The organism is Microbacterium sp. X-17 (genome assembly GCF_039615055.1).
The window spans coordinates 130,180-151,829 of sequence record NZ_JBDHNI010000007.1 but is presented as its reverse complement, the minus strand read 5'-3'; the positions used below and the strand labels follow the sequence as shown (position 1 = coordinate 151,829).

At 71.1% G+C, this 21,650-nt stretch carries 21 protein-coding genes and 2 pseudogenes; 19 read left to right on the top strand and 4 right to left on the bottom strand.

What is annotated here, in order from left to right:
* Window positions 1-96 precede the first annotated feature (96 nt).
* From rplS to ABCS02_RS29660, 9 genes and pseudogenes are all read left to right on the top strand, one after another.
* Window positions 97-444 carry a 50S ribosomal protein L19 gene (rplS, locus tag ABCS02_RS29700; RefSeq protein ID WP_345839320.1) on the top strand — a complete coding sequence of 116 codons (348 nt, stop codon included), beginning with the start codon at window positions 97-99 and terminating at the stop codon, window positions 442-444.
* A gap of 82 nt (window positions 445-526) precedes the next feature.
* Window positions 527-1,270, top strand: coding sequence for a signal peptidase I (gene lepB / locus ABCS02_RS29695; RefSeq protein WP_345839319.1), 744 nt, complete (start codon window positions 527-529; stop codon window positions 1,268-1,270).
* Window positions 1,267-1,932, top strand: coding sequence for a ribonuclease HII (locus ABCS02_RS29690; RefSeq protein WP_345839318.1), 666 nt, complete (start codon window positions 1,267-1,269; stop codon window positions 1,930-1,932). The genes lepB and ABCS02_RS29690 overlap by 4 nt, the downstream gene beginning before the upstream one ends.
* Before the next feature lie 26 nt (window positions 1,933-1,958).
* Window positions 1,959-2,282, top strand: coding sequence for a DUF2469 family protein (locus tag ABCS02_RS29685; protein ID WP_018190696.1), 324 nt, complete (start codon window positions 1,959-1,961; stop codon window positions 2,280-2,282).
* Between the two features lie 125 nt (window positions 2,283-2,407).
* Complete coding sequence (locus tag ABCS02_RS29680) at window positions 2,408-2,764, top strand: YraN family protein (protein ID WP_345839317.1); 357 nt, start codon at window positions 2,408-2,410, stop codon at window positions 2,762-2,764.
* Entirely contained in the window at window positions 2,764-4,305 is a 1,542-nt protein-coding gene (locus tag ABCS02_RS29675) for a YifB family Mg chelatase-like AAA ATPase (RefSeq protein WP_345839316.1), read from the top strand. Before ABCS02_RS29680 ends, ABCS02_RS29675 begins: the two co-directional genes overlap by 1 nt.
* Before the next feature lie 502 nt (window positions 4,306-4,807).
* Window positions 4,808-5,884, top strand: coding sequence for a DNA-processing protein DprA (gene dprA / locus ABCS02_RS29670; protein WP_345839315.1), 1,077 nt, complete (start codon window positions 4,808-4,810; stop codon window positions 5,882-5,884).
* A gap of 63 nt (window positions 5,885-5,947) precedes the next feature.
* Window positions 5,948-6,214 (top strand): annotated as a pseudogene (locus tag ABCS02_RS29665) (site-specific integrase); the annotation flags it as partial.
* Window positions 6,215-6,586: 372 nt separating this feature from the next.
* A pseudogene (locus ABCS02_RS29660) lies at window positions 6,587-7,210 on the top strand (tyrosine-type recombinase/integrase); the annotation flags it as partial.
* Here the strand turns inward: ABCS02_RS29660 and ABCS02_RS29655 are convergent.
* Window positions 7,173-7,826 carry a M23 family metallopeptidase gene (locus ABCS02_RS29655; RefSeq protein WP_345839314.1) on the bottom strand — a complete coding sequence of 218 codons (654 nt, stop codon included), beginning with the start codon at window positions 7,824-7,826 and terminating at the stop codon, window positions 7,173-7,175. The pseudogene ABCS02_RS29660 and the gene ABCS02_RS29655 overlap by 38 nt on opposite strands.
* Window positions 7,827-8,061: 235 nt before the next feature.
* Here ABCS02_RS29655 and ABCS02_RS29650 point away from each other — a divergent pair, with 235 nt between their 5' ends.
* The 8 genes from ABCS02_RS29650 to ABCS02_RS29615 all read left to right on the top strand — a co-directional run bounded on the left by ABCS02_RS29650 (window position 8,062) and on the right by ABCS02_RS29615 (window position 15,438).
* Complete coding sequence (locus ABCS02_RS29650; RefSeq protein ID WP_345839313.1) at window positions 8,062-9,570, top strand: sugar porter family MFS transporter; 1,509 nt, start codon at window positions 8,062-8,064, stop codon at window positions 9,568-9,570.
* Between the two features lie 263 nt (window positions 9,571-9,833).
* A complete protein-coding gene (rpsB, locus tag ABCS02_RS29645) occupies window positions 9,834-10,745 on the top strand; it encodes a 30S ribosomal protein S2 (protein ID WP_345839312.1) in 912 nt (303 codons plus the stop codon).
* 41 nt (window positions 10,746-10,786) lie between these two features.
* A complete protein-coding gene (gene tsf, locus ABCS02_RS29640) occupies window positions 10,787-11,617 on the top strand; it encodes a translation elongation factor Ts (protein ID WP_345839311.1) in 831 nt (276 codons plus the stop codon).
* A 127-nt stretch (window positions 11,618-11,744) separates the two neighbouring features.
* The gene (pyrH, locus tag ABCS02_RS29635; protein ID WP_345839310.1) at window positions 11,745-12,458 is read left to right on the top strand and encodes a UMP kinase; all 714 of its coding nucleotides are present in this window, start codon (window positions 11,745-11,747) and stop codon (window positions 12,456-12,458) included.
* A gap of 90 nt (window positions 12,459-12,548) precedes the next feature.
* A complete protein-coding gene (gene frr, locus ABCS02_RS29630; protein ID WP_345839309.1) occupies window positions 12,549-13,103 on the top strand; it encodes a ribosome recycling factor in 555 nt (184 codons plus the stop codon).
* Complete coding sequence (locus ABCS02_RS29625; RefSeq protein ID WP_345839308.1) at window positions 13,104-14,102, top strand: phosphatidate cytidylyltransferase; 999 nt, start codon at window positions 13,104-13,106, stop codon at window positions 14,100-14,102.
* Window positions 14,099-14,662, top strand: coding sequence for a DivIVA domain-containing protein (locus tag ABCS02_RS29620; RefSeq protein WP_345839537.1), 564 nt, complete (start codon window positions 14,099-14,101; stop codon window positions 14,660-14,662). The genes ABCS02_RS29625 and ABCS02_RS29620 overlap by 4 nt, the downstream gene beginning before the upstream one ends.
* A 173-nt stretch (window positions 14,663-14,835) precedes the next feature.
* A complete protein-coding gene (locus ABCS02_RS29615) occupies window positions 14,836-15,438 on the top strand; it encodes a lytic transglycosylase domain-containing protein (protein WP_345839307.1) in 603 nt (200 codons plus the stop codon).
* A 14-nt stretch (window positions 15,439-15,452) separates the two neighbouring features.
* Here ABCS02_RS29615 and ABCS02_RS29610 read toward each other — a convergent pair whose 3' ends face one another.
* Window positions 15,453-16,103 (bottom strand): hypothetical protein, encoded by a 651-nt coding sequence (locus tag ABCS02_RS29610; RefSeq protein WP_345839306.1) that lies wholly within the window; start codon window positions 16,101-16,103, stop codon window positions 15,453-15,455.
* 62 nt (window positions 16,104-16,165) lie between these two features.
* On the opposite strand from ABCS02_RS29610, the gene ABCS02_RS29605 reads away from it, so the two are divergent.
* Together ABCS02_RS29605 and ABCS02_RS29600 are read left to right on the top strand one after the other, a co-directional pair.
* Complete coding sequence (locus ABCS02_RS29605) at window positions 16,166-16,465, top strand: hypothetical protein (RefSeq protein WP_345839305.1); 300 nt, start codon at window positions 16,166-16,168, stop codon at window positions 16,463-16,465.
* A gap of 29 nt (window positions 16,466-16,494) precedes the next feature.
* Window positions 16,495-17,253 carry an alpha/beta hydrolase gene (locus ABCS02_RS29600; protein ID WP_345839304.1) on the top strand — a complete coding sequence of 253 codons (759 nt, stop codon included), beginning with the start codon at window positions 16,495-16,497 and terminating at the stop codon, window positions 17,251-17,253.
* A gap of 7 nt (window positions 17,254-17,260) precedes the next feature.
* On the opposite strand, the gene ABCS02_RS29595 is transcribed toward ABCS02_RS29600, so the two are convergent.
* Both ABCS02_RS29595 and ABCS02_RS29590 read right to left on the bottom strand, forming a co-directional pair.
* A complete protein-coding gene (locus ABCS02_RS29595; RefSeq protein WP_345839303.1) occupies window positions 17,261-18,298 on the bottom strand; it encodes an AI-2E family transporter in 1,038 nt (345 codons plus the stop codon).
* Window positions 18,299-18,335: 37 nt separating this feature from the next.
* Window positions 18,336-21,596, bottom strand: a complete 3,261-nt coding sequence (locus ABCS02_RS29590; protein WP_345839302.1) for a DivIVA domain-containing protein — start codon at window positions 21,594-21,596, stop codon at window positions 18,336-18,338.
* Window positions 21,597-21,650 lie beyond the last annotated feature (54 nt).

Genomic DNA, 21,650 nt, shown 5'->3' with positions numbered 1-21,650 from the left:
CGAATCCCGGCCGTCCGTCCGTGTGCGCAGCGCGCATCCGCACGACGGCCCCGAATCCGTCCCCGACCTGCAGGCGGGTACAGAGAGCGAACAGCAATGCACATCCTCGATCAGGTGGACGCCGCGTCCCTCAAGTCGGACATCCCCGCGTTCCGTGCCGGCGACACCGTCAAGGTGCACGTCAACATCATCGAGGGCACCCGCTCTCGTATCCAGGTCTTCCAGGGCGTCGTGATCGGCCGCTCGGGCGAAGGCGTCCGCGAGACCTTCACGGTCCGCAAGGTCAGCTTCCAGGTCGGCGTCGAGCGCACCTTCCCGGTGCACTCCCCGGTCATCGACCACATCGAGGTCGTCACCCGCGGTGACGTCCGTCGCGCCAAGCTGTACTACCTCCGCGAGCTCCGCGGCAAGAAGGCGAAGATCAAGGAGAAGCGCGACAACTGAGCGTTTCGCGCGCGACTCATCCTGAGCTCCCGGTCCTACACTGGACCGGGAGCTCAGGCGGTTAACGAGCCAGGCAGGGTGGATGACGGACGAGACACTGCCCACGCGGCCCGAACGCGTGGCGCGGGGAGAGCGCGGCGGGCGCAGCGGCCTGCTGTTCCTGCGGGACGTGCTGGTCGTGGTGGTGATCGCGCTGCTCGTGGCCTTCCTGGTGAAGACCTTCGTGGTGCGCTCGTTCTACATCCCTTCCGGGTCGATGGAGAACACCCTCCAGATCAACGACAAGATCCTGGTGAACGAGCTGCAGCCGTCGGTGTTCCCGCTGAGCCGCGGTGACGTCGTGGTGTTCCGCGACCCGGGAGGCTGGCTCCCGAAGGCCCCGCCGGTCGTGCGGAACCCGGTGGCCCAGGCGGCGGACACCGCGCTGACCTTCGTCGGGCTGTCCGCCTCCGACAGCGACGACCACCTCGTGAAGCGGCTCATCGGCCTGCCAGGCGACCACGTGGTGTGCTGCGACACGGCGGGCCGGATCACCGTCAACGGCACCGCGATCCACGAGCCGTACATCGTGATCCCGCCCGGGCAGAAGAACGCCGCGACGCTCGCCTTCGACGTGACGGTGCCGAAGGGCCGCATCTGGGTCATGGGGGACAACCGCTACGACTCGCAGGACTCCTCCCGCAACCAGGCGCTCCCCGGCCACGGCTTCGTCCCGCTCGACCACGTCGTCGGACGGGCGGCCGTGATCAGCTGGCCGGTCAGCAGATGGACGTGGTTGGACGACTATCCTGAAGTCTTCAGAGGCGTGGAGGAGAAGAAGGAATGATGACCCCGGTCTCGCCGTCGCTGCGCTTCGAGAAGGCGCTCTACCGCGACGGCGTCACCTCGATCGTGGCCGTCGACGAGGTCGGCCGCGGGGCGCTGGCCGGCCCGGTGGCGGTCGGCATGGTGGTCATCGACACCGCGGTCAAGCGCATCCCGCCGGGGCTGCGCGACTCCAAGCTGCTGCCGGAGCCGGTGCGCGAGGCGCTCGAGCCCGCCTGTCGGCGCTGGTCGCTGTCCCACGCCGTGGGGATGGCCTCCGCCGCGGAGGTCGACTCGCTCGGCATCATGCGGTGCCTGGGCCTGGCCGGCGCCCGCGCCCTCGCGATGCTGGAGGACCAGGGCGCGCAGGTGCGGGAGAGCACGCTGATCCTGGACGGCAACTACGACTACCTCAGCCCCGCGGTGATGCGCCCGGTGCGCGTCGTCACGCGGATCAAGGCGGACCGCGACTGCGCGTCGGTGGCTGCGGCCTCCGTGATCGCGAAGGTGCACCGCGACCGGCTGATGATCGGCCACGATGTGGATTACCCCGGCTACGGCTGGGTGAGCAACAAGGGCTACTCGACCCCGGAGCACTTCGCCGCCATCGCCGAGCTCGGCCCGAGCGCGCTGCACCGGCTGACCTGGCTGAAGGACCTCGCGACGCTCGACATGCCGAGCTGAGTCGGCACGGCTAGACTTGGCGAACGATGGATGAGGACGAGTTCGACGACTACGACCGCGAGGTCGAGCTGGCTTTGTATCGCGAATACCGGGACGTCGTCTCGCAGTTCAAGTACGTGATCGAGACCGAGCGCCGCTTCTACCTCGCGAACGAGGTGGAGTTCGTGCGCCGCGACACGGAGCACGACTTCTATTTCGAGCTGACGATGAACGACGTCTGGGTGTGGGATGTCTACCGCGCCGACCGGTTCGTGAAGTCCGTTCGCGTGCTGACGTTCAAGGACGTGAACATCGAGGAGCTCTCCAGCAAGGAGTTCGAGCTCCCGAAGGAGCTGGCGCTCGACGAGTGAGCTCGGGCGGGTCGTTCCGTGTGGATTTGTCCTGCACCGCTCGCTGAACTGACGACTTCTCCACAGATTTCGCTCCGCCCGGTTCTTCCCTGTCCCCTCCGACCACGCTGGTCGTGGGAGGAAACATGGCAGAGAAAGACCGTCTGGGTCGTCGCGGCGAGGCCGTGGCGGCGGACTGGCTGGAGACACACGGCTACGAGATCGTGGCCCGCAACTGGCGCTGCGCCAGCGGGGAGCTCGATCTGATCGCACGCCGCGCACGCGTGATCGCGTTCGTGGAGGTCAAGACCCGGAGCTCGGTCCAGTTCGGGCATCCGTTGGAGGCGATCACGCCGAAGAAGGCGGCACGGCTGCGCCGTCTGGCGGCCGAGTGGTGCCGCGCGCACGGGCCCGTCCGCGGCGAGCTGCGGATCGACGCGATCTCCGTGCTCGACGCGTGGAGCGCGACGCCGTCGGTGGAGCACCGGGCGGGGGTGGCGTGATGGCGCTCGCACGCACGTTCGCCGTGGCGCTGACCGGGGTGCGCGGCGACATCGTGGAGGTGGAGGCCGACATCTCGGCCGGGCTGCCCGCCTTCGTGCTCATCGGGCTGCCGGACGCCGCGCTCGGCGAGTCCCGCAAGCGGGTGTCGGCGGCGGCCGCCAACGCCGGCTGCGCCCTCACGCAGCGCAAGCTGACCGTGAACCTGTCGCCGGCCTCCTTGCGGAAGCAGGGCTCCGGCTTCGACCTCGCGATCGCTGTGGCCGCGCTGGCTGCGTCCGGCGAGGTCCCTGCCGCGTCGGCCGCCGGGGCGGTCCATGTCGGCGAGCTCGGCCTCGATGGACGCCTGCGCCCGGTCCCCGGCGTGCTGCCCGCTGTGCTGGCCGCGAGGACAGCCGGCTTCGCCCGGGTCCTTGTCCCGACCGCGAACGCCGAGGAGGCCTTCCTGGTCGACGGGATCGACGTGGTGCCGGTCGCCGGGCTGCGCAGCGCCGCCATCGCGCACGGCGCGGAGCTGGACCCGGTGGAGGAGGAGCCCGTCGCCCTCGCCGCGGAGCCCGGCCCTCCGGCGCCGGAACCGGACATGGCCGACGTCGCCGGCAACGACGACGCGGTCGACGCCTTCGTCGCCGCGGCCGCCGGGGGTCACAACGTGTCGATGATCGGCCCACCCGGAGCGGGCAAGACCATGCTGGCGCGCCGCCTGCCGTCCCTGCTGCCCGACCTCACCCCGGAGCAGGCACTGGAGACGACCTCCATCCGCTCCCTGTCGGGACGCGGCGTGGGCGGCGGCCTGATCCTGCGGCCTCCGTTCGAGGCCCCGCACCACACCGCGTCGTCCGCCGCTCTCGTCGGCGGCGGCAGCGGACGGCTGGTGCCGGGCGCGATCGCGCGGGCGTCGAACGGCGTGCTGTTCCTGGACGAGGCGGCCGAGTTCCAGCCCAACGTCCTGGACGCCCTCCGCCAGCCGCTGGAGTCCGGCTCCATCGCCGTCGACCGCGCGGCCGCGAGCGCCACGTTCCCGGCCCGCTTCCAGCTCGTCCTCGCCTCCAACCCGTGCCCGTGCGGCCGGTACGGCTCGGCCGACGACGAGTGCTCGTGCACCCCCGCCGCCCGCCGCCGCTACCTCACGCGACTCTCGGGCCCCCTCCTCGACCGCGTCGACATCCGCCTCGCCGTGCGCCGCCTGGGCCTGGGCGCCCTGCGAACCGCCTCCGACGGCACCGCCCCGTCGCGCAGGAGCCGCGATCTCCGCCAGACCGTCGAGCGCGCCCGCGCCGCCGCCCGCGAGCGCCTGCACGGCACCGGCTGGACGACGAACTCCCAAGCCGCGGGAACCTGGCTGAGAGCCCCCGAAAATCAGCTCGCGGCATCCGCCCGCGCCACCATCGACCGCTCCCTGGAACGCGGCGCCCTCACAATGCGCGGCTACGACCGCACGTTGCGCCTGGCCTGGACCCTCGCGGACCTCGACGGCGCGGTGAGCCCGTCCGCCGAGCACGTGGCACGAGCCCTGTACCTGAGACGAGGTGCGTCCGCATGAGGAGGATCTGGGTCGACCTCATCCGCGAGGAGCGCGAGAACCCGGAGCGCGGGCGCGAGAGGTGGTGCGGCGAGTGTGCCGTCTGGCAGGTGGCGGCCGGGGTGGTGGAGACGGAAGAGGGACGGGCTTCGATGGCACAGCCGGACGCCGCGGAGACGGCGGAGGACGTGTTGAGCCCCAGCCCTGAGCGGGGCGGCGCCGAGGCCCAGGACTGCATCGCGCTGGCCGCCGAAGCGTCGGCACACCACGACGCGGAGTCGCCGTACGGCGCTGTGCCAGTCGCCGATGCGGCGACACTCTCCGTTCCTAACCCCTCACGCGCCCGTCGGGATGAAGGCAGTCCGGATTCACCTGCACCGATCCGTCGGGATGAAGGCAGTCCGGATTCGCCCGCACCGGTCCCTCGGGACGGCGGCAGTTCGGATTCACTCGCACAGATCCCTCGGGACGAGGACAGTCCGGATTCACCCGCACCCACTCCGATCGTCCCCGGGAGGACCCGATGAGCATCGAATCGTTCCCCGCTCTCACGTCCCGCGAGGTCGCCTCGGTCGTCGGCTCGGTCTCCGCCGGCATGGAGTATCCGGACGAGCCGTCGATGCTCGCGGCCGCGGCCCGGGCCGCCCTGTCATCGGCGATCGAGCCGGGGGACACCGACGCCGCGCTGCTGGTGGGCTCGTTCGGCCCCTTGCCGACTCTCCGTGCCGTGATCGGCGACACGTCGCCGCAGTCCGTCCGCGCCGCGCTGCGCGACGCCGGCTCGCCCGCCCTCCTGCCGATCGACCGGCTCCGCGACGCCCTCGACAGGTGGCGCGGACGTCTCCCTCGGGCGCCACTGCACGCTCCCTTGGAACGAGGCGCCCGCCTCGGCGCGCGGCTCGTGACGCCGGAGCACCCGGCCTGGCCCACCGCTCTCGACAGCCTGGAGCTCGGTGCGCCTCTCACCCTCTGGGTGCGCGGCGACACCACTCGGCTGGCCTGCTTCGAGCGCTCCATCGCGCTCGTCGGAGCGCGCGCAGCCAGCGGCTACGGCGAGCACGTCGCACTGGAGAGCGCGGCCGGCCTGAGCGACCGCGGTTTCGCGATCGTCTCGGGAGGCGCTTACGGGGTCGACGCCGCCGCCCACCGCGCTGCATTGTCGAGCGGCCAGGTCACCGTCGCATTCCTGGCCGGAGGCGTGGACCGCCTCTACCCGGCCGGAAACGACGACCTCCTGCAACGCATCGCCCGCACCGGGCTGCTGATGGCCGAGCTCCCACCGGGCTCCACCCCGACGCGCTGGCGCTTCCTGATGCGCAACCGGCTGATCGCCGCGGCGAGCAACGCGACCGTCGTCGTGGAGGCCGGCGCCCGCTCCGGCTCGTTGAACACCGCCGGCCACGCCGCCCAGCTCGGCCGGCCCCTGGGCGCGGTGCCCGGCCCGATCACCTCCCCGGCGTCCGCGGGCTGCCACCGCCTCATCCGGGAGTACGGCGCGATCTGCGTCACCAGTCCCGACGAGATGGCGGAACTGGCCGACCCGATGGGCGAGCACCTCGATGCAGGGGAGTCGAAGGCGAGAACGCGGGGTGACCGATGATCCTCCGCACCGAGCACCGGAATCGCGCGCCCCCGGTGCGTCCGCGGCCGGGTGGCGGCGTCGATGGCTGATGCTGGGGGAGTGAACCTCCGTCTCGCCGTCGACGGCTACCTGCGCCACCTGGAGGTGGAGCGCGGGTACTCGGCGCAGACGGTGCGGGCCTACCGTTCCGACCTCGCCCAGTTCGAGCGGTTCGCCGAGTCGCGCGGGGTGACCGGTACGGAGGCGCTCACCCTCGACCTGTTCCGGGACTGGCTCTGGGAGGGTGCGCAGCAGCAGCTCGCCCGGGCCACGCTGGCGCGACGATCGGCTGCTGTGCGCGGCTTCAGCAGTTGGAACGCGCGGATCGGAGGCGTTACCGGGGGCTCTACCGGGCAGGCGACAACGAGCGCGGCTGAGACGGCGGCCGGACTGATGCCGGCGAGCGCGGGAGGGACGGCGGCCGGACCGATGCCGGCGAGCGGGGCTGCGGCGGCCGGGCCGATGCCGGCGAGCGGGGCTGAGACGGCGGCCGCGCCGATGACGGCGAGTGGGGCTGAGGCGGCGGCCGGACCGATGCCGGCGAGCGCGGCTGAGACGGCGGCCGGACCGATGCCGGCGAGCGGGGCTGAGACGGCGACCGGACCGATGCCGGCGAGCGGGGCTGAGACGGTCACCGGGCCGGACGCTCTTGCCGTGTCGTCCCTCAGCGCGACCGCCCCCGATCCCGCGGCCCGGTTGCGGGCGCCGAAAGCCGACAAGCACCTCCCGCGCGTGATCACCCGGGCCCAGATCGACGGCCTGCTCGATGCGCTCGCCGCTCGGGCGGAGGGCGGAGACCCGGGGGCGATCCGGGATGTCGCGGTCATCGAGGTGCTGTACGCGGCCGGGATCAGGGTCAGCGAGCTCACCGGGCTCGATGTCGACGATGTGGACGTCGAGCGGCTGACGTTGCGCGTCGTCGGCAAGGGGAACAAGGAGCGGGTCGTCCCGTTCGGCGTGCCGGCGCTGCGGGCGATCCGGCGATACCTGCAGGCCGCGCGGCCGGCGCTCGCCGCCGAAGGGTCAGGCCCGGCGCTGCTGCTCGGGGCGCGGGGCGGACGGCTCGGCACGCGCGCGGTCTACCAGCTCGTGGCGTCGCTGCTCGCCGACCTCCCCGGCGGTGGCCCCGCCGGTCCGCACACCCTGCGCCATACCGCCGCGACGCACCTGCTCGACGGGGGAGCGGACCTGCGGGCGGTCCAGGAGATCCTCGGGCACGCCAGCCTCGGGACCACACAGATCTACACCCACGTCTCCAGCGAACGGCTCAAGGAGACCTACCGCCTCGCCCATCCCCGCGCCTGACGGGACGGTCATGTGTCGCCGCGCGGGAGGCTCCTCCCGGGCGCTGCGGCAGCAGCACCGCGCGCGGCGGCCGGTCGAAGAACAGCAACGGCGACACATACTCGCCGTCGACCCGGACGCCGACGTGCAGACAGGCCCCGGAGCAGTGCGCGCCCTCGCCGACGACGCCGAGCACCATGCCGCGCGTCACCGGATCGCCCACAGCCAGACCGGCCGCCACGACGGGCTCGTACGACGAGAGCACGCCCGACCCGTGGTCCAGGGTGAGCACCGGCCGGTCCACGACCACCCCGACGAAGTGCACGGTCGCCTCCGAGGGGGCGGTCACCGTCGCTCCGGGCGCCGCTGCCAGGTCGATCCCTCGGTGCCCGGCGGCGTACGGCGACGGCGGGGCCTCGTAGGGGCGGACCATCCGGAGCGGCGCGAGCGGCCACGACCAGCGTGGCGAGACGCGCGAGATCGTCGAGGAGGCTGCAGTGGATCGTGGTGAGAATTCGACGTCCACCATCGACCCAGGGCTCCCGTCACCCGGTGCACCGACACCCGCAAGCCCGACCACGGCCGCCATCGGCGCCGCCACCACGACGGGCACCGCCACCATGACAGCCACAGCCACCGCGACAGCCACACCCACCGCTCTCAACCGTCTCCACATTCCTCGATCACCCCCGCATCCAGCCTCCGACATCGCCCGCCTCCCCACTCGCGCCCCCACCCGATCCGTGGAGAACCCCCTCCCACGCCCACCCTGTGGAGGACTCTTATGCACACGAACGAGTCGGCGTACCGTGACCAGCGCACGTTTCCGCCGTCCTCCGCTGAGGGCGGCGACCTGACGGAGGAGGGGTCTCATGTCCGATCAGCGCAGCACCGGGTCCGAGCGGGAGGACGAGCACGTTCCGCAGCCGACGGCGGCGATGCGGCGGAAGGTCGTCGGCCTTGCCACCGCCGCGGCGGTCGGCGGGTTCCTGTTCGGTTTCGACTCCTCCGTCATCAACGGGGCCGTCGACTCGATCCAGCATCACTTCGCGCTCAATGCGTTCGTCACCGGGTTCATCGTCGCCATCGCCCTGCTGGGCTGTGCGGTCGGCGCCTACGTCGCCGGGCGGCTCGCCGACCGGTGGGGCCGCATCCGGGTCATGCTGATCGGCGCGATCCTGTTCCTCGCCAGCTCGATCGGGGCCGGCCTCTCGGTCTCCGTCTGGGACCTCGGCTTCTGGCGCATCGTCGGCGGCCTCGGCATCGGCATCGCGTCCGTGGTGGCGCCGGCGTACATCGCCGAGATCGCGCCCAAGCAGCGCCGCGGCGGCCTCGCCTCCCTGCAGCAGCTCGCCATCACGATCGGTATCTTCGTGGCGCTGCTGTCCGACGCGCTCCTGGCCGGGGCGGCGGGCGCTGCGGCCAACCAGCTCTGGCTCGGGCTGGAGGCGTGGCGGTGGATGTTCCTCGTCGGCGTGATCCCGTCCGTCGTCTACGGCATCCTGGCGCTGCTCCTGCCGGAGTCCCCGCGCTATCTGCTCTCCACCGGCCGGCACGACGAGGCGCGGGCGATCTTCGCGACCCTCGTCCCGGAGGAGGACGTCGACCGGCAGGTGCGCGACATCGAGAGCGCGATCGAGGAGGACAAGGACTCCGCGAAGGGCACCCTCCGCGGCAACCGGTTCGGCCTGAAACCGATCGTCTGGATCGGCATCATCCTGTCCGTGTTCCAGCAGTTCGTCGGCATCAACGTGATCTTCTACTACTCCACGACGCTCTGGAAGGCGGTGGGCTTCACCGAGAGCAACTCGCTGCTCATCACGGTGATCACCTCGGTCACGAACGTGGTGGTGACGATCGTGGCGATCCTGCTGGTGGACCGGGTCGGCCGACGGCCCATCCTCCTCACCGGCTCGGTCGGCATGGCGATCTCGCTGGCGGTGATGGCGCTGGCGTTCAGCTTCGCCGACAAGGCGAACGGCGCCGTGACCCTCCCGAACCCGTGGGGGCCGATCGCGCTCATCGCGGCGAACATCTTCGTGATCTGCTTCGGCGCCTCCTGGGGTCCGCTGGTCTGGGTGCTGTTGGGCGAGATCTTCCCTCCGCGCATCCGCGGTGCGGCCCTCGGCGTCGCGGCCTCCGCGCAGTGGATCGCGAACTTCCTCGTCACGGTCTCCTTCCCGCCGATGTCGGACTTCTCGCTGCCGTTCACCTACGGGATGTACGCGGTCTTCGCCGCCCTGTCCTTCTTCTTCGTGTTCTTCAAGGTGCCGGAGACGAACGGGATGGCGCTGGAGCACGCCGAGACCCTCTTCGCCAACGCGGGGCGCAGCCGCGGGCCGCAGGTGCGGTCGTCGGGGGACACCGTCCCGCGGTCGTGACGCGGCCCGGCCGGGGTCCGGTTCCTGATAGGATGTCCACTGCACTCCGCATGTCGGAGTGACTACGCGTGTCCGGAACATCCTCTCGCGAGGGTGTGCGCCTCTCCACCGGTCTCCCGCTCATCCACCACGGTCCTCCGTGCGGAAGCGCGGGTGCGGGGAGGCGCGGGGCACCAGGAGCGGCGGCCGATCGGCTGCCGCTGGACAACCGAGAGTCGTGTCCCCGCCGTGAGGCCGGGCGCGCAAGAACAGGAGAACGGCAAATGGCCGTCGTCACCATGCGCCAGCTGCTCGACAGCGGCGTCCACTTCGGACACCAGACCCGCCGCTGGAACCCGAAGATGAAGCGCTTCATCCTCACCGAGCGCTCGGGCAGCTACATCATCGACCTGCAGCAGTCGCTCGCCTACATCGACAAGACCTACGAGTTCGTGCGCGAGACCGTCGCCCACGGCGGCACCATCCTCTTCGTCGGCACCAAGAAGCAGGCGCAGCAGGCGATCGCCGAGCAGGCGACCCGCGTGGGCCAGCCCTACGTGAACCAGCGCTGGCTGGGCGGTCTGCTGACCAACTTCCAGACCGTGTCCAAGCGCCTCGCCCGCATGAAGGAGCTCGAGGAGCTCGACTTCGAGGGCACCACCAGCGGCTTCACCAAGAAGGAGCTGCTGATCAAGAAGCGCGAGCTGGACAAGCTCCACAAGTCGCTGGGCGGCATCCGCAACCTGGCCAAGACCCCGAGCGCGATCTGGGTAGTGGACACCAAGAAGGAGCACCTCGCGATCGACGAGGCGAAGAAGCTGGGCATCCCGGTCATCGCCATCCTCGACACGAACTGCGACCCGGACGAGGTCCAGTACCCGATCCCGGGCAACGACGACGCCATCCGCTCCGTAACGCTCCTCACCCGCATCGTCGCCGACGCCGCGGCCGAGGGCCTCATCCAGCGTCACCAGAAGCCCGAGGAGGGCGCCGAGCCCGCCGAGCCGCTCGCCGAGTGGGAGCAGGAGCTCCTCGCCCAGCCGAGCGACGAGGTCCAGTCCTCCGCCGAGAACGAGAAGGCCGCCGACGCCGACCTCGCCGAGGCCAAGGCCGATTCCGCCGAGATCGTCGCCGAGGGCGAAGCCGACGCCGAGGCCACGGCGGACTCCGCCGAGGGCGAAGCCGACGCCAAGTAAGCACACTCACCAACTTCGAGTCAGAAGGTTCCAGTCAGAACATGGCAAACATCAGCATCGCTGACATCAAGGCCCTGCGCGAGCAGCTCGGCACCGGAATGGTCGACACCAAGAAGGCCCTCGAGGAGGCCGGTGGCGACATCGAGAAGGCGACCGAGATCCTCCGCCTCAAGGGCGCCAAGGGCAACGCGAAGCGTGCCGACCGCTCCACCTCCGAGGGCCTCGTGGCCGCGAAGGAGAACGGCAACGGCTCCGCGACGATGATCGAGCTCGCCTGCGAGACCGACTTCGTCGCGAAGGGCGAGAAGTTCATCGCCCTCGCCGACAAGGTGCTCGACGCGGCCGCCGCCGCGGGCGCCACCACCGTCGAGGAGGCGCTGGCCGCCCCCGCCGGGTCGCAGACCGTCGCCGAGCTCATCGGTGACGAGGCCGCGATCCTCGGCGAGAAGGTGGAGCTCCGCCGCATCGCCGTCGTCTCGGGCGAGAACTTCGCGATCTACCTGCACAAGACCTCCAAGGACCTGCCCCCGCAGGTCGGCGTTGTCGTCGGCTACGCCGGCGCCGACGCGGAGACCGCCCGCAGCATCGCGCAGCACATCTCCTTCGCGAACCCGACCTACCTCACGCGTGAGGACGTCCCGGCCGAGGAGGTCGAGAACGAGCGTCGCATCGTCGAGGAGATCTCGCGCAACGAGGGCAAGCCGGAGGCCGCCCTGCCGAAGATCATCGAGGGTCGCCTCGGCGCCTACTTCAAGCAGGTCGCCCTGCTGGAGCAGGAGTACGCCCGCGACAACAAGCAGAACATCGCCCAGGTCCTCAAGGACTCGGGTCTGACCGTCTCGGGCTTCGCCCGCTTCAAGGTCGGCGCCTGACCCAGGCATGAAGGAGTCCGGATCGTGAGACACGATCCGGGCTCCTTTTCTGTGCCCGGCTCTCCCTGTTCAGGCACAGCGGGCACGCACTAGCGTTAACGAAACACACGGAAGGACTCCCACACACATGACGGCAGCCACTCACAGACGCAGGGTCCTTCTGAAACTCTCCGGCGAGGCCTTCGGCGGCGGCCAGCTCGGGGTGAACCCCGACATCGTCGGCAGCATCGCCCGCGAGATCGCCCAGGCGGCGGAGGACGTGGAGATCGCGATCGTCGTGGGCGGAGGCAACTTCTTCCGCGGCGCCGAGCTGTCGCAGCGCGGCATGGACCGCGGGCGCGCCGACTACATGGGCATGCTCGGCACCGTGATGAACTCACTGGCCCTGCAGGACTTCCTGGAGCAGGCCGGCGCGGAGACGCGCGTGCAGTCCGCGATCGCGATGACCCAGGTCGCCGAGCCGTACATCCCGCGCCGTGCGGAGCGCCACCTGGAGAAGGGCCGCGTCGTCATCTTCGGCGCCGGCGCCGGCCTGCCGTACTTCTCGACCGACACCGTCGCCGCCCAGCGCGCCCTGGAGATCAGCGCCGACGTCGTGCTGGTCGCCAAGAACGGCGTGGACGGCATGTACGACTCCGACCCGCGCACCAACCCGGACGCGCGCAAGATCGACCAGATCAGCCACCAGGACGCGCTGACCCAGGGCCTCAAGGCCGTGGACTCCACCGCGCTCAGCCTCTGCATGGACAACGGGATGCCGATGCGCATCTTCGGCATCGAGCCGGGCGGCAACGTCACCGCGGCGCTGCTCGGCGCCGAGATCGGCACACTGCTCGGCTGACAAGGCCCGGCGGGGCGCCCCGCCATGCGCGGGGTGCTCCGCAGCCTGGCCCTAGACTAGACAACGACTCACCGATCTGAAGGAGAAACCGTGATCGCGGATGTGATTTCCGACGCCCGCCAGCGCATGGCCAAGACCGTGGACGCGGCGAGGGACGACTTCGGCACGGTGAGCGCGGGCCGCGCGAACCCCGCCCTCTTCCAGAAGGTGCTCGTCGACTACTACGGCTCGCCGACGCCGCTGGCCCAGCTCGCCGGCCTCCAGAACCCGGAGGCGCGCGTGCTGCTGGTGACGCCGTACGACAAGTCCGCCCTCAAGGAGATCGAGAAGGCGATCGTCAACATGCCGAACCTGTCGGCGAACGTCGGCAACGACGGCGAGATCGTGCGCGTGTCGCTCCCCGAGCTGACCGAGGACCGCCGCAAGGAGTTCGTCAAGCTCGTCCGCAGCAAGGGCGAGGACGCCAAGGTCGCCATCCGCAACATCCGCCGCAAGGCGAAGGACGACCTGGACGCGCTCAAGGGCGAGGTCGGCGACGACGAGGTGGCCCGCGGCGAGAAGGAGCTCGAGGCGATCACCCGCACGAACGTCGAGGCCGTGGACGACGCCCTCAAGCGCAAGGAAGCCGAGCTCCTCGAGGTCTAGATGAGCGAGGGGAGCAGCCCCGGCGAGCCTCGCACGCCGGCGCCGGGCAGACGGGGGAAGTCCGAGGCGCGCGCCGAGCTGCGCGCGCAGGTGCAGGCGACCCGGGCCGACTTCGAGCGTCAGGTGCTCGCGCGCAAGGCGCAGCTCGACGCAACGAACGAGCGGATCGCCGCCCGGACGGGGCGCAACCTGATTCTGGCCATCCTGATCGGGCTGGTCGCCGGCGCGCTGCTGGTGGTGAGCCTGATCTTCATCAAAGAGCTGTTCCTGGTCTTCGGGGCCGCGATGATCGGCTTCGCCGCCTTCGAGCTCACCCAGGCGTTCCGCGGGGCCGGGAGGCGCGTGCCGCGCACCCCGTCGCTGATCGCGTCGCTCGCGGTCGTCCCGGCCACGTTCTGGTTCCACGCCGGCGGCCAGCTCGTCGCGCTGGCGTCGGGGATCGTCCTGGTCGTCGCGTGGCGGCTGGTCGAGGAGGCCGTGCTGCCGGCCAGGCGCGCCGGGGGAGTGGCGCTCTCGCGCGACCTCGCCTGGAGCGTGCTCGTCCAGATGTACGTGACCCTGCTCGGCTCCTTCGCCATCCTGCTGCTGGCCGAGAACGGCGGCGAGTGGTGGGTGCTCGGCTTCCTGATCGTGGTCGTCGCCGTCGACACGGGCGCGTACGCGAGCGGGCTGTCCTTCGGCCGGCACCCGATGGCGCCGACCATCAGCCCCAAGAAGACCTGGGAGGGCTTCGCCGGGGCCGCCCTTGCGGCGATCGTCGCCGGCGTCCTGATCTCGGTGTTCATGATCCATCAGCCGTGGTGGTTCGGGGTGATCTTCGGCGTGGTGGCGCTGCTGACGGCGACCGTGGGCGACCTCGCCGAGTCGCTGATCAAGCGCGATCTGGGCATCAAGGACATGAGCTCCTGGCTGCCGGGGCACGGCGGCTTCCTCGACCGGCTGGACTCCATCCTGCCGTCGGCGGCGGCCACCTACGTGCTGTTCCTCATCTTCTCCTGACAGAATGGGCTGGTGAGCACCTTCCCCCGAGCCCCAAGTCGAAGCCAGGGTACGACGTCGCGCAGGTCGACGAGTTCCTCGTCAGCGCCCGTCGTGCGTACGACTCCGACCCGTCGATGCCCGGCACGCTGTCGGCCTCCGACATCCGTCACACGGCGTTCTCGATGGCCAAAGGCGGCTACTCGACCTCGCATGTGGATGCGGCCCTCGAACGGCTTGAGGACGCGTTCGCGGCCCGTGAGCGCGACGTCGCACGGGGAGGCGGCCGCGACTCCGCGTGGTTCGAGGACGCCCGCACGACGGCCCAGGCCATCCTCGACCGGCTGGAGCGACCGCTCGGCCACCGCTTCCAGCGGGTGAGCTTCCTGACCCTCGGCTACAACCGCCAGGACGTCGACCGGTTCGCCGGACGGCTGGTGAAGTACTTCCAGGACGGCCGCCCGATGAGTGTGGACGAAGTTCGCACGGTCACTTTCCGTGAGCAGCGAGGGGGGTACCGTGAGGCCCAAGTGGACCTCCTCCTGGACAGCGTCACGGACGTGATGCTCGCGGTCCGCTGATCCTGGCCGTTACCTGAGTAGGAGAGCGCCGTGTTGGAAACGTGTGGAATGTCCGTTATGGTTCTGTGATCGTGGGTAGACAAGAAGCAGCAGAGCTCGTTCCGCTGACCCCTGCCAACCCGGTCGGAGTCGCATTCCGCCGTTCGCGACGGCCTCATGTCCGTTCGCGCGCCGTGATCTGGGGGTTCGCCTTCACGGCGGCCGTCGGCTTCGCGCTGGTCAACGTGGTGGACCCGTACTCGGGCTCCGCGGCCACGCCGGCCTATGCGGACACCCTCCAGAACATCCAGCAGTCCTCGCGCTTCGGCGCTGTCCCCGTTCAGAGCCTGACGGCTCCGGACGCCTCGGAGACGGCCGTCACGCGCGACACGCTGGGCGTCAAGCTCAAGCCGACGCCCACGCCGACCCCGACGCCCACGCCGACGAAGTCGTCGTCCTCGTCCTCGTCGGGCGGGTCGAGCGCTCCGTCCGCTCCCGTCCCGGACCCGGGCACCGCGAAGGCGATCGCCTACCAGATGGTGCACGACCGCGGCTGGGGCGACGACCAGTACAGCTGCCTGGTCTCGCTGTGGAACCGGGAGTCCGGCTGGCGCGTGAACGCGTCCAACCCGAGCGGCGCCTACGGCATCCCGCAGGCCCTCCCCGGCAGCAAGATGGGCCCGGGCTGGCAGACGGACGCCTCCGTGCAGATCTCGTGGGGCCTCGGCTACATCGCCGGCCGCTACACGAACCCGTGCGGCGCGTGGGCGCACTCGCAGTCGTCCGGCTGGTACTGAGCGGAGTCCGTCGCTCAGTCCGTGGGTGAGGCGGGCGTGTAGTCCCGCCAGAAGCGGAAGTAGATCCGGGCGCCGAGCCACAGCGACACCACGGCATAGCCCACGGCGCAGACGATGCCCACGGTCCACGCCACGGCGACGTCGACCCCGCTTGTGGCGAGCAGGACACCGAGGAACAGGCCGACGAGCGCGCCGTTCACGACGAACGTGAACATCATGCTGCTGCCGAACACCTGGCTCCGATCGCGCCGGCCCAGGAAGTAGTAGGTGTGGCTCACGCCCTCCCGGTCGTCGTGCCACGACGTCGAGAGCGCCCGCGCGACCTCCGGGGCCAGCCTGACGTACTCCGCGCGCAACCGGTTCATCGCGAGCACGTACATGAGGTCCTCCATCGACACGTTCGTGACGCGGACCTGGGTGAGGATGCCGACCACCACGACGAGGCCGAGCAGCGCGTCGGCGAACGCCGGGAAGATGCCGGCGAAAGCCGTGGCCTGGCCCACGAGCGCGATGCTGACCAGTGCGGCCGACATGAGGGTCAGGAGGATGCTGATCCGCGTCAGGACCTCGTTCTGCGTGGTGCTGCGCGACGCGAGGAGGCTCCAGTGCTCGGTGGCGAGGAACTGGGCCGTCAGGGCGTCGGTGTTTCGAGCGTCGTCGCTCATGCCGCCGATGGTACTGCGCGTGGGTCGGCGGGCGACAGCCGCGTCCTGCATAGACTGGAGCGGTGCCCCGCAGCAATCGTCCCCGCCGCCGTCACGGCGAGCAGCCCGAGGAGGAGCAGGACGGCTTCGACCGCCTGCTCGCGGGCTGGCGGCGCACGGAGGTGCGGCGCGGCGTCGAATGGAACGTGCAGCCCGTGTCGGCCGTGCAGGCGCAGAAGAGCTACGTGTGCCCCGGCTGCGGCCGGGAGATCGGCCCGGGCGTCGCGCACCTGGTCGCCTGGCGTGCGGACGGTGTGATGGGCGATGCGGCCGACCTGGCCGCCCGCCGGCACTGGCACACGACGTGCTGGCGCGTCGCGTGAACGAGGGAGACAGTGATGGAGACAGTGCGATGACCGACAGTGCGGCGGCCCAGAGTGCGGCGGCCCAGGGGCCGATCGAGGTCCGCGGCGGCGTCGAGCTGCCCGCCCGGCGCGAGGACATCGAGCTGCGCACCCGCGACGGGCTGACCCTCGTCGGCGAGCTGGCCTCCCCGCTCGACCGCGAGCCGGTGGCGACCCTCGTCACGCTGCACCCGCTGCCGACCGGTGGCGGCTTCATGGACTCCCACATCCTCCGCAAGGCGGCCGGGCGCCTGCCCGCGCTGGCCGACATCGCGGTGCTGCGGTTCAACACGCGCGGCACGGCGTCGCCGCGGGGCCGCAGCCAGGGGGAGTTCGGCCACGGGGTGGACGAGCGCTACGACGTCGAGGCGGCGATGGCGTTCGTGGCCGAGCGCGGCCTCCCGCACCCGTGGCTGCTGGGCTGGTCGTTCGGCACGGAGCTCGCGCTGATGTACGGGCGGGAGTGCCCGGTGGACGGGATCATCCTGCTGTCGCCGCCGCTTCACCGGGCCAAGCCCGAGCACCTGGCGGCCTGGGCGGGCGACGAGCGGCCGATCGTCGCGCTGATCCCCGAGCACGACGACTACCTCCAGCCCGCGGAGGCGGCGGAGCGGTTCCGCCCGCTGCCGCAGATCGAGCTGGTCGACGTGGAGGGCGGCAAGCACCTCTGGGTGGGGGAGAACCAGACCCGCCGCGTGCTCGACGAGATCGTGGAGCGGCTGAACCCCGCCGCTGCGCCGCTGCCGACGCAGTGGCCGCCGGCCTGACGCGCGCTTAGAGCTCGTTCTGACGCGGGATGACGACCTGCTTGATGATGAGCAGGATCGCCGCGGCGAACGGGATGGCGACCAGCGCGCCGAGGATGCCGAGCAGCGTGCCGCCGGCGAGGGCCGCGACCACGACGAGCGCACCGGGCACCGAGACCGCGCGGTTCATGATGCGCGGGCTCAGCACGTATGCCTCCACCTGCATGTACACGATGTAGTAGATCGCGGCGGCGATGGCGGTGGGCGGACCGGAGAAGAAGCAGACCGCGACGATGATGACCGAGCCGGTGATCGTCCCCACGAGCGGGATCAGCGAGAAGAAGAACGCGATCGACGCGAGCAGGATGGGAAACTTCGCGCCGATGATCGTGAGGAAGATCGCGCTCAGCACGCCGTTGACGAGAGCGAGCGAGACCTGGCCGCCGACGTACTTGCCGACCGAGTCGGTGATCTGGTCGCCCAGGTCGGCGAAGCGGGAGCGCCGGGAGGCCGGGACGAGCTGGTAGGCCGCGCGCTTGATGCTCGGGAGCGATGCGGTGAAGTAGATCGTCAGGATCACGACGATGATGACGCCGAACGCCCCCTGCACGATCCCGATGCCGGTCTGGAGCACCTTCGAGGTGATGTCCGGCAGGTTCTTCTGCAGCCACTGCGTGACCGCGTCGATGTTCTGCTGGTTGACGATGGTCGGGAACTGGTGCTGGAGGCTGAGGAACCACTTCTCGGCGCTGCCGTTGTTGACCCAGGTGATCGCGTTCTGGACGAGCTGCGAGGCCTGGTCGACCGCGATCGGCACGATCGCCCAGATGAGGCCCACGAACGCGCCGATGATGACCACGAGCGTGACCACCAGCGCCGCCCAGCGCGGGAACTTCCGCCGCTCAAGGAAGGAGATCAGCGGCTCGATGCCGAGAGCGAGGAACAGCGCTGCGCCGATGTAGGTGATGATCGTGGCGAGGCTCACGATCGACGTCAGGATCAGGAAGCCGAGGCCGACGCCGAGCGTGCCGATCAGCCCGAGCCGGAACGCGTTCTGGATCTTCACTCAGTCCCCCTCCGGGCCGTCCACCCGGGAGGCGGACTCAGTCGTCTGCGGAAACCTTGTCCGCCTGCTGGAGCATACCCCGCAGGTTCTCGAAGTAACCGGCGACGGCTTCGCGCTCAATCCTAATCTGGGAGAGTCGCTCCTCCGCGTCGGCGACCAGGCGTTGCGTGCGCTCCTCGGCCTCCTCCACCAGGGCGTCTGCGCGCTCCTGCGCCTGGCGGACGATGTCGGCGGCGACCTTCTCGGCGTCCTTGCGGGCCTTCTTGACGGTCTCGCGGGCCTCGGTGCCGAAGGTCTCGGCCTCCGTGCGCGCCTGGGAGGTGCGCTTGACGGCCTCGGCGAGCTGCACGTTGGCCTCGTCCAGGTACTTCTGCGTCTGGGCGACGGCCTCCTGGTGCCGGCTCAGGTACTCCTTCTCGGCCTCGTCGCGGCGGGCGCGGAGCTCGACGTCGAGGTCGATGCGCGCCTGCTCGATCTCGCGGGTGCGCTTGTCGAGCTCGGCGAGCGTGGAGGTGCGGAGGGCGGTCAGCTCGGCGTCGAGGTCGGCGCGCGCGGTGGCGGCCTCCTGGTCGTAGGCGGCCTGGCGCTCGGCGAGCTCGGCGTCGAGCGCGGTGCTCGCCTCCGCGGCCTCGCGCGCGACCTCGGCGCGGGCCTTCGCCGTCTCGGCGTCGAGCGTGACGCGGGCGCGCTCGGTCTCCTCGGCGAGGGTCACGCGGGTCTGGTCGGCCTCGCGCTCCAGCTCGACGCGCTGCTGCTCGCGGTCGTTCTTCAACTCCTGGGCCGTGCGAGCGCGCTGGTCGGCGAGGTCGGCGGTCGTGCGCTTGACGTCGGCGGCGAGCGTGCTGCGGGTCTGCTCGGTCTCGTCGGCCAGCCGGGAGCGGGTCTCCTCGACCTCGGCGGCCAGGGCCGACTTGGTCTGCTCGACCTCCGCAGCCAGAGCGGACTTCGTGGTGGTCACCTCGGTCTCCAGGGCGGATTTGGTCTGCTCGACCTCCGCGGCCAGGTTGGAGGTCGTGGTGGTGACCTCGGTCTCCAGGGCCGACTTGGTCTGCTCGACCTCGGCTGCGAGGGCGGATTTGGTCTGCTCGACCTCGGCGGCCAGTGCGGCCTTGGTGGTGACGACCTGGGTCTCCAGCCGGGAGAGGGTCTGCTCCTTCTCCGCGGCGAGCCGGGCGGCGGTCTGGTCGACGTCGGCGGCGAGCTGGGCGCGCGTGGAGGTCACCTCCGCGGTGAGGGCGCTGCGCTCGGTGGCGAGCTCCTCGGCCAGGGCGGTGCGGGCCTCGCCGACCTCGGCGGCCAGCTCGGCGCGCTGGTCGGCGGCCTCCGCCGCCAGCTCGCGGCGCTGGCGCTCGGCGTCGGCGGCCAGCTCGGCGCGGGTGGTCTCGACCTCCTCGGCCAGGGCGGACTTGGTGGTGTCGACCTCCTCGGCGAGGGCGGCCTTGGTGGTGTCGACCTCCTCGGCCAGGGCGGCCTTGGTGGTCTCGACCTCCTCCGCGAGGGCGGCCTTCGTGGTCTCGACCTCCTCCGCGAGCTCGGCGCGCGCGGTCTCCACCTCGGTCGCGAGCGCGGCCTGCGTTGTCTCGACCTCCTTGGCGAGCGCGGCCTTGGTGGTCTCGACCTCCTTGGCGAGGGAGGACGTGGTGCTGTCGACCTCCTTCTTGAGCGCGGAGCGCGTGCTCGTGACCTCCTTGGCGAGGGAGGCCTTGGTGGTCTCGACCTCCTTCGCAAGAGCCGAGCGCGCCGCGTCGAGCTCCTTGGCGACGTCGGCCCGCGTGCTCTCGACCTCGGCGGCGAGGTCGGCGCGGGTGTCGGCGACCTCCGTGGCCAGCTCGGCGGCGGTGCGCTCGCGCAGGGCCGTGACCCGGGCGCGGGTGGTCTCCTCCTCGGCCGCGAGCTCGTTCGCGACGCGCTCCCGATCGGCGGCGAGCTGCGCGGCGGTCGCGGTGCGGTCGGCTTCGAGGCCGCTGCGGGTCTCCGTGGTCTCGCGCTCCAGGGTCGCGCGGGTCTGGGTGACCTCGTCGGCGAGCTCCTTCCGCGTGCGCTCGACCTCCTCTGCCAACGCGGAGCGGGCGGTGGTCACGTCGGTCTCCAGCGCCGAGCGCGTGGTGGTGACCTCCGTCTCCAGCGCGGCCTTCGTGCTGGTGACCTCGTCGGCGAGGGCGGCCTTCGTGCGCGCCACCTCGTCGGCGAGCTCCGTCTTGGTGCGCGCGACCTCGTCAGCGAGGGCGGAGGTGGTCGTCGTGACCTCGTCGGCCAGGCGGGCCTTGGTCTGCTCGACCTCGGCGGCGAGGGCGGACTTCGTCTGCTCGACCTCCGCGGCCAGGGCGGTCGTGGTCTGCTCGACGTCGGCAGCGAGCGCCTGACGCTTCGTGGTGTCCTCGTGGTCGAGGTCGGCGCGCGTCTGCGCGGCCAGCGCGGCGAGGGTCGCGCGCTGCTGCTCGACCTCGTCCGCGAGCTCGGCGCGGGCCTGGGCGACCTCGGCGGCGACGGCGCCGCGCGCCTCGGCCTCCTCGGCGGCCAGGCGGTCGGCGGTTTCGGCGACGCGCTTGTCGAGTTCGAGGCGCGTCTGCGCCGCCTCGCGCTCGAACGCCGCGCGGTCGGCCGCGAGCGCGTTCTCCAGCTCGCCGCGGCGGGCGGCGATGGTGCGGTCGAGCTCAGCGGCCTCCGTGCGTGCGGCCTCCGCCTCGCGCAGGGCGACGGCCTTCAGCTCGGCGGCCTCGCGGTCGGCCTCGGCGCGGAGTGCGGCCGCCTCGCGCTTGCTCGTCGCGCGCACTTCGGCCGCCTCGGTGGCGACGGCGCCGCGGATGGCGGCGGCCTCCCTGATCGCGTCGTTGAGCAGGGTCTCCTTGTCGGCGCGGGTGCGCGCCAGCAGCTCGGACGACTCGATCTGGGCGTCCTCGATGGCGGTCGTGGCGCGGGCCTGCGCGTCGGCGAGGATGCGCTCGGCCTGCTGGGCGGCCGTCTTCTTGATCTTCTCGATCTCGCTGGTGACGCCGGCGCGCAGCTTCTCGGCGTCGATGTCGGCCTGCGCGATGAGCCGGGTGGACTGCTCCTCGGCGACCCGGAGCGTGTTCTCCAGCTTGGTGCCGAGCCCGGAGTACGTCGGGCTGCCGACCTCTTCGATCTCCGCGTTCAGCTCGTCGATGCGCAGCTGGAGGCGCTTGAGCTCCTTGGACTGGTCGGCCGACTGGGTGTTGGATTTGATCAGCTCGCGGCGGAGGTCCTGGATGGCCTGGTCGACTTCGTCCTTGTCGTATCCGCGAAAGACCTGGGTGAAGTTGGATTCGTCGGTGGCCACCGTGTTACTCCTGTGGGATCGAGAGAGCGAGCCGCGCGCGCGCCGCATCGATCT